The sequence below is a fragment of the Aeromonas sp. HMWF015 genome (assembly GCF_963878965.1).
Lineage (GTDB): Bacteria > Pseudomonadota > Gammaproteobacteria > Enterobacterales > Aeromonadaceae > Aeromonas > Aeromonas veronii.
On record NZ_CAWNZT010000011.1, the window covers coordinates 1 to 230 of the forward strand.

1 pseudogene is annotated in these 230 nt (G+C 62.6%); it reads right to left on the bottom strand.

Going from position 1 to position 230, the window contains the following annotated elements:
- Positions 1 to 230 (bottom strand): annotated as a pseudogene (locus AACS18_RS00530) (ABC transporter ATP-binding protein); the annotation flags it as partial.

Genomic DNA, 230 nt, shown 5'->3' on the forward strand with positions numbered 1-230 from the left:
CGATAAAGCCCGCCACAAACTCGCTGGCAGGACGGGTGTAGATCTGCTCCGGCGTGCCGCTCTGGACGATGGATCCCTTGTTCATCAGGAAGATCCGATCCGACATGGTGAGCGCCTCCTCCTGATCGTGAGTCACGAAGATAGTGGTGAGTTCGAGCCGCTGCTGGATCTCGCGGATCTGCTGGCGCAGGCTGCGGCGGATGCGGGCATCCAGCGCCGAAAGCGGCTCG